The organism is Actinospica durhamensis (assembly GCF_018139695.1).
Taxonomy (GTDB): Bacteria; Actinomycetota; Actinomycetes; order Streptomycetales; family Catenulisporaceae; genus Actinospica; species Actinospica durhamensis.
Genome location: NZ_JAGSOG010000375.1, coordinates 1 through 6,757, shown reverse-complemented (window position 1 = coordinate 6,757; position 6,757 = coordinate 1). Strand labels below are relative to the sequence as shown.

6 protein-coding genes and 1 pseudogene are annotated in these 6,757 nt (G+C 71.5%); 1 reads left to right on the top strand and 6 read right to left on the bottom strand.

What is annotated here, in order from left to right:
• Window positions 1-28: 28 nt before the first annotated feature.
• Genes smpB through ftsE form a run of 3 tightly spaced genes read right to left on the bottom strand, consistent with a single transcriptional unit; the run spans window position 29 to window position 2,175 of the window.
• A complete protein-coding gene (gene smpB / locus KDL01_RS37810; RefSeq protein ID WP_212533530.1) occupies window positions 29-505 on the bottom strand; it encodes an SsrA-binding protein SmpB in 477 nt (158 codons plus the stop codon).
• A 14-nt stretch (window positions 506-519) separates the two neighbouring features.
• The gene (gene ftsX, locus KDL01_RS37805; protein ID WP_212533529.1) at window positions 520-1,428 is read right to left on the bottom strand and encodes a permease-like cell division protein FtsX; all 909 of its coding nucleotides are present in this window, start codon (window positions 1,426-1,428) and stop codon (window positions 520-522) included.
• A gap of 57 nt (window positions 1,429-1,485) precedes the next feature.
• The gene (ftsE, locus tag KDL01_RS37800) at window positions 1,486-2,175 is read right to left on the bottom strand and encodes a cell division ATP-binding protein FtsE (RefSeq protein WP_212533528.1); all 690 of its coding nucleotides are present in this window, start codon (window positions 2,173-2,175) and stop codon (window positions 1,486-1,488) included.
• Between the two features lie 149 nt (window positions 2,176-2,324).
• Between ftsE and KDL01_RS37795 the strand changes: the two genes are divergently transcribed.
• Entirely contained in the window at window positions 2,325-2,513 is a 189-nt protein-coding gene (locus tag KDL01_RS37795; RefSeq protein ID WP_212533527.1) for a hypothetical protein, read from the top strand.
• 361 nt (window positions 2,514-2,874) lie between these two features.
• Here the strand turns inward: KDL01_RS37795 and prfB are convergent, their stop codons facing one another.
• The 3 genes and pseudogenes from prfB to KDL01_RS37780 all read right to left on the bottom strand — a co-directional run.
• Entirely contained in the window at window positions 2,875-3,972 is a 1,098-nt protein-coding gene (gene prfB, locus KDL01_RS37790) for a peptide chain release factor 2 (RefSeq protein ID WP_212533526.1), read from the bottom strand.
• 62 nt (window positions 3,973-4,034) lie between these two features.
• Window positions 4,035-6,188: a protein kinase domain-containing protein gene (locus tag KDL01_RS46880; RefSeq protein WP_212533525.1), complete on the bottom strand. Its 2,154-nt coding sequence runs from the start codon at window positions 6,186-6,188 to the stop codon at window positions 4,035-4,037.
• A gap of 60 nt (window positions 6,189-6,248) precedes the next feature.
• Window positions 6,249-6,757, bottom strand: a pseudogene (locus tag KDL01_RS37780) (hypothetical protein); the annotation flags it as partial.

Below are 6,757 nucleotides of genomic sequence, written 5' to 3'. Positions count from 1 at the left end.
GGTTAGGCCGGGACGGGGAGCCGGCCGTCTACCGCGGGCGCCGGCGCGCGGCCGAGATGTCGCGCTCGGCCTCGCGCTTCATGGTGCGCTCGAGCAGGGTCTGGCGCTTGTCGTAGTCCTTCTTGCCTCGAGCCAGGCCCAGCTCGACCTTCGCCTTGCCGTCCTTGAAGTACAGCTCGAGCGGGATCAGCGTGAGGCCGGTCTCCTTGCTCTTGCCGATCAGCTTCTGGATCTCCGAGCGGTGCAGCAGCAGCTTGCGCAGGCGGCGCGGGGCGTGGTTGTTCCAGGTGCCCTGGTTGTACTCGGGGATGTGGACGTTGTGCATCCACACCTCGCCGTCACGCACCTGGGCGAAGCCGTCGACCAGGGAGGCGCGGCCCTCCCGCAGGGACTTGACCTCGGTGCCGGTCAGCACGACGCCGGCCTCGTAGGTGTCCTCGATGAAGTACTCGTGCCGCGCCTTCTTGTTCCGGGCGATGACCTTCTGCCCGCGCTCCTTGACCATGCTTCAAGTATCCCTTAGACGCGCAAGTACTTACGCAGCGTGAACACCGATGCCGCCACCGACATCATGATGCCCACGACGAGCAGCAGCGGGACGATGAAGACGAACGGGCGCCAGCCGATGAACTGGATCGAGCTCAGGTGCGGGGCCACGATGCCGTCGATGAAGAACGCCTTGATGGCTATCAGCACGCCGGAGGCGAGCGCGCCGCCGAGCAGGCCGGCCACGGCTCCCTCGAGCAGGAACGGCATCTGGATGTAGAAGTTCGACGCGCCGACCAGCCGCATGATGCCGGTCTCGCGGCGGCGGCTGAACGCGGACAGGCGCACCGTGTTGAAGATCAGCAGGAAGGCCAGCACCAGCATGACCGCGGCCACGCCGGCCGCCGAGTACTCGGCGATGTGGATGAAGGTGAACAGCGGCTGCAGCAGCTGCTGCTCGTCGACCACCGAGGCCACGCCGACCATGTTGCCGACGGAGTCCTGGACCACCTGGAACTTGCTCGGGTCGCTGAGCTTGACCCGGAAGTTCTGCTCCATGTCCTGCTCGGTCGCGGTCTGGCCGAGGGCGGTGCTGCCGTATGCCTGCTCGTAGTGCTGGTAGGCCTGCGCCTGCGATTCCGGAATGATGTTCTCGACGTACGGCGTCCCGTGCAGCTTGGTGTAGATCGCGGCCGACTCGGCCGCCGTGATCACGCTGGTGCAGTTGGTCGCGTGGCCGACGTCGTTCGTGTTGCACATGTACACGGCCACTTCGACCTTGCCGTACCAGTAGCCCTGCATGGCCTTGGTCTGCTCGAGCATGAGCAGGCCGGCGCCGAGCATGGTCAGGGCGACGGCGGTGGACACGATGACCGCGATCACCATCGTCAGGTTCCGCCGCAGGCCGTGGCCGATTTCCTGGAGTACGTACTGGATCCGCATGTCGGTTCTATCCCTGCCGAGGGTTGGTCGGGTCTGCTTCGTCGGGCGCGCGAGGGCCTAGCGGACGTATCCGTAGACGCCGCGGGCCTGGTCGCGCACAAGGGCGCCCTGGTCGAGTTCGAGCACGCGCTTGCGCATCTGGTTCACGATGGCCTGGTCGTGGGTCACCATGACCACGGTGGTGCCGGTGCGGTTGATCCGGTCGAGCAGCTTCATGATGCCGACGCTGGTCTCGGGGTCCAGGTTTCCGGTGGGCTCGTCCGCGATCAGCACCATCGGACGGTTCACGAACGCGCGGGCGACGGCGACGCGCTGCTGCTCACCGCCGGAGAGTTCGTTGGGCAGCCGGTCTTCCTTGCCGCCGAGGCCCACCAGGTCGATCACCTCGGGCACCACCTTGACCAGGTGGCTCTTGGGCTTGCCGATGACCTCGAGCGCGAACGCCACGTTCTGGAACACGGTCTTGTTCGGCAGCAGGCGGAAGTCCTGGAACACGGTGCCGATCAGCCGGCGGTGCTGCGGAAGCTTCCAGTTCGACAGGCGGGACAGGTCCTTGCCGGCGACGATGACCCGGCCGGTGGTGGGCCGCTCCTCGCGCAGGATCAGCCGCATGAAGGTGGACTTGCCGGAGCCCGAGGAGCCGATGACGAACACGAACTCGCCGCGTTCGATCTCCAGGGACATGTTCCGCAGCGCGGGACGCTCCTGACCCGGGTACGTCTTGCTGACGTTCTCGAAGCTAATCACGGTTGCATCACATCCGGCAGTGTAGTGAGGAACGCCGCCCCCGCCGGAGGGAGTTGCGCGAACTTCCCTGGAGTGTAGGGCGCGCGGCCCGGGTAGGAGGGAACGGATGGGGGTGCCAGGGCGTTAGTCCACGTAACGAGGAGGAGACGATGCGACGAGACGACCTGGTGTGCGCCAACTGCGCCGGGAGGGTGTCCGAAGGACGCTGTCCGGTCTGCCGCGCCACGCGTGACCAGTATGGATACGGGCGCAACGGGGTAAACGTGACGGTGTGGATGGTGCTTGCCGTCCTGGCCGCGCTGATAGCCGCGCTGGCCCTGGAAGCCCGCTTCGCCTGACCCCGATGTGACTCCGGTCACGTTCTGGGGCTTGGGGCCCGCGTGACCACGGCATTACCGTGAGCTGACGCCGAAACCGGCGCCCTGTCGGCAAATCGGCAGCGCGTCGCGGTTTGACCCGCGCGGCGCAGGGCAGATTCAGCGGCCGGTTGTGACCGTCTTGTTGCATAGGCGCGTGGCGGGGGCGGGAAACCGCGCCGGGGGCCGGGATCCGCCGTGGCGGAACCGGAGAAACGAAGCCGGAGATCCAAGCCGGACGAACGAACCAAGCCGGACGAACGAAGAACGTGGAAGAACGTGGACGGCCGCCGGATCGCGGGGATCCGGCGGCCGTCGTCGCGTGCGGGGGTGGCGCGGCGGGTTACTTCTGCCGGCGCCAGCGGATCGCGGCCTCGATGAAGCCGTCGATCTCGCCGTCGAGGACGGCGGAGGTGTTGCCGGTCTCGAACTCGGTGCGCAGGTCCTTGACCATCTGGTACGGGTGCAGCACGTAGGAGCGCATCTGGTTGCCCCAGGAGCCGCCGGTGTCGCCCTTGAGGGCGTCCATCTTGGCCTGCTCCTCCTGGCGCTTGACGTCGAGCAGCTTGGCCTGCAGGACGGCCATGGCGGAGGCCTTGTTCTGCAGCTGGGAGCGCTCGTTCTGGCAGGAGACGACGATGCCGGTGGGCAGGTGGGTCAGGCGGACGGCGGAGTCGGTGGTGTTCACGCCCTGGCCGCCGGGGCCGGAGGAGCGGTAGACGTCGATCCGCAGTTCGTCCTCGGGGATCTCGATGTGGTCGGTCTGCTCGACCACCGGGAGCACCTCGACGCCGGCGAACGAGGTCTGGCGCCGGCCCTGGTTGTCGAAGGGCGAGATGCGCACGAGGCGGTGGGTGCCCTGCTCCACGGACAGGGTGCCGTAGGCGTAGGGCACCTTGACCTGGAAGGTAGCGGACTTGATGCCCGCCTCCTCGGCGTAGGAGGTGTCGTACACCTCGGTCGGGAAGTTGTGGCGCTCGCAGTAGCGCAGGTACATCCGCAGCAGCATCTCGGCGAAGTCGGCCGCGTCCACGCCGCCCGCCTCGGAGCGGATGGTCACCAGCGCCTCGCGGGAGTCGTACTCGCCGTTGAGCAGCGTGCGCACCTCCATCTCCGAGACCGCCTTGGCCACCCGGGGCAGTTCCGCCTCGACCTCGACCAGGGTGTCCGCGTCGTTCTCGGACTGGCCGAGATCGTAGAGGACGTCGAGGTCGTCGAGGCGGCGGCGCAGGCCCTCCACCCGGCCGAGCTCGCCCTGCAGGTAGGACAGGCGGCTGGTGACCTGCTGCGCCTTGGCCTGGTCGTCCCACAGGTCCGGCGCCGCGGCCTCCTGGTTGAGCCTTTCGATCTCGCCGCGCAGCGCGCCGAGGTCCACCACCGCCTCGATCGAGGCCATCGTGGACTTGAGGTTCTTGAGCTCTTCTGCAAGGTCTACCGACACAGCTACCTAGCTTATGCGACGCGCGCCATCTGGTTTCCCACCGGCGCCCGACCGTCGCCCGGTCAGCGCGCGGTGCGGTACACCCCGACGCTTCCGTCGGCGGCCGCGACGGCCAGCACGACGCCTCCGCCGGGGATCTCGGCGACCCCGGGCGGGCCGGCCGCGGGGACGCCGGCGGGCAGCCAGGTCATGGTGCCGTGCAGGTCACGGCCGGAGGGCTGGAAGACCTGGACGCCGGCCGAGGCGGACAGGACGAACAGGTCCGGGCGCCCGTCGGCGGCGTACGCGGTGGCGGGCTGGCCGGCCGCGCCGGTGGGCCAGGCGGCCTGCCAGCCGCCGCCGTCGTTGGACACGCGCAGGGTGGCGCCGTCGGAGGCGCGCACGACGTAGGCGGCCAGGGCGGTGCCGTGGGAGGTCAGGGCGAGCTGCGGGAGGATCGGGCCGGCCTGCGGGAGGCGCTGCCAGCCGGCCGAGCCGCCGTCTGCGTTGAGCACGGCCTCGAGCAGGGTCTGGTCGGTGGACGAGGCGATCACCACGGTGTCGGCGGCGTACGCGGCCGCGGCCGGGGGGCCGGCCACGTGCTCGGTGCCGAGGGAGCTCCAGCCCTCCCAGCCGACGCCGGGGGTGAGCACGTTGCGCGCGACCAGGCCGCCGGGTGAGGTGGCGTAGAGCTCGAGGGTGCCGTCGTGGCGGCCGACGAGGGCGGGCTGGACCGAGCTGCTCAGGCCGGGCACGACGGACCAGATCCCGGCGGGCGAGCCGGAAGCCCCACCCGAGCTCCCGCCCGGCACCGCGGCGATCCGCAGCAGCCCGTCCGAGCCGGTGGACGCGGCGTACAGGGTGGAGCCGGCGTAGGCCAACTGCACGGCGCCGACCGCGTGCGCGGCCGGGGCGGGCAGGGCGGCCAGGGTGGCGAAGCCGAACTCGCCGGAGACCGGGATGGCCTCGAGGCTGCCGTTCACCGCGGCGGCGGCGCCGGTGGCGGTCTGGGTGGCGCCGCGCTGGGCCGCGTCGGAGCCGGCCGGGCCTGCCCCGCCGTCCTGGCTCAGGGTGTAGCCGAGGGCGCCGACGAGGGCCGAGCCGATGCCGAAGAAGGCCAGCAGCCGCCGTACGCCGGGGCGCTGGCCGGGCAGGGCGGCCTCGCCCGGGCCGTCCGGGCCGGGCGGGGCGGCGGACGGGAGCGGTTCGGCCGGCTCGGCCGGGCCGAGGTCGAGCGGCTCGGGCTCGGCGACGGGGCGGTCCGGGCCGAGCGGCTCGCGGATGGCGCGGATCAGGTTGACGTGGGTGACCCGCGCGTCGTCGCCGAGCGCGTCGGCGGCGGCGGCCACCAGCGGGACGGCGCCGGCGTGGGTCATCACGTCGGGGTCGGTGAAGGGGCGGTCCCCGCGCGGGGAGGCGATGCGCAGCGGCGGCAGGCCGGCCAGCGCGGGCAGGCAGGCGGCGAGCTGGGCGGAGAACTCGGCCGCGGACAGCCGCACGGCCGGGCTCTTGGCCAGGCAGCGCTCGAGCAGGTCGGCCGGGCCCTTGGGCATGCCGGGCACCCGCGGGGCCGGTTCGGTCACGTGCCGGCGCAGCACCGCGCCCGGGTGGCCGCCACCGAACGGGCTCCAGCCGGTGAGCAGCTCGAACAGCACCGTGGCCAGGGCGTAGACGTCCACGGCCGGGGTGGGCGGGCAGCCCTCGATGACCTCGGGGGCGAGGTAGTCGGGGGTGCCCACGATCCGGGTGGCCCGGGTGCGGCGCGGACCGTCGACGAGGCGGGCGATGCCGAAGTCGGTCAGCCGGGCCACGCCGCTCTCGTCGAGCAGCACGTTCTCCGGCTTGACGTCGCGGTGCACCACGCCGCGGGCGTGGGCGGCGGCGAGCGCGTCGGCGATGTCCCGGCACACCGACACGGCCTCGGCCGGGGCCAGCGGGCCGCGCCGCTCGAGCCGCTCGCGCAGGTCGGAGCCGGAGATCAGGTCCATCACCAGGGCCAGGTCGTTGCCGTCCACGACCAGGTCGCGCACGCCCACGATGCGCGGGTGGCGCAGGCTGGTCAGGACCGTGCGTTCCTGCACGAAGCGCGCGATCAGGGTCTGATCCGCCGTCAGGTCGTCGTGCAGCAGCTTGATCGCGACCGCTCCGTCCGGGCCGCGACCGGCCCAGACGGTGCCGCAGGTGCCTCGGCCGATCACCCGGGTCACGGTGTATCGGCTGCCGATCCTGCGCGTCACGAATTCGCTCCCCTGGGGCCTACCGGCGGGACGAACTCACCCTAACGGCGCGGCCGTCGTTCAGTGGGAAGACCCACGGAATCCGTTCCACGGCACGATGATCGAAACACCGGAACTGTTGCCCGAGGTGTGGTTGCGCGCGATCCGGTCGCCGATCTTCACGCCGATCAGCGCGGCGAGCGCGAGCACGATCAGCAGGATGGCGATCTTGCCGAGGCAGCCGATGCCGGACTTCGGCTCGTACGCGCTGACCGGGCGGGGCTGGCGCGGGGCCTGGCGCAGCGGTTGCGGGCCGACGACGGGGCGCTGCTGGCTCTGCGGCTGCGGCGGGTGGATGACGCGCTGCTGCGGCGGGCGGTAGGCGGACTGCGCGGACTGCGGGGCGTAGGCGCCGCGCGGGGGCGGCGCCGGGTTGTTGCGCACCGGCGGGTGCTGCGGGCCCGGGAAGACCGGCTGCGGCGGGTAGCCGCTGGGCTTGCCGCTCACGTGGGTGGGCGCGGCCGGCGCGGCGGCCGGACCGGGTCCGAGCGGGGCGCCGGCTCCGGCGGCGTACGCGGTGGGGATCGGGC

What these genes read in the sequence shown, in the direction of transcription:
- smpB (WP_212533530.1), bottom strand. Translation starts at nt 505, where the DNA reads ATGGTCAAGGAGCGCGGGCAGAAGGTCATCGCCCGGAACAAGAAGGCG.
- ftsX (WP_212533529.1), bottom strand. Translation starts at nt 1,428, where the DNA reads ATGCGGATCCAGTACGTACTCCAGGAAATCGGCCACGGCCTGCGGCGG.
- KDL01_RS37795 (WP_212533527.1), top strand. Translation starts at nt 2,325, where the DNA reads ATGCGACGAGACGACCTGGTGTGCGCCAACTGCGCCGGGAGGGTGTCC.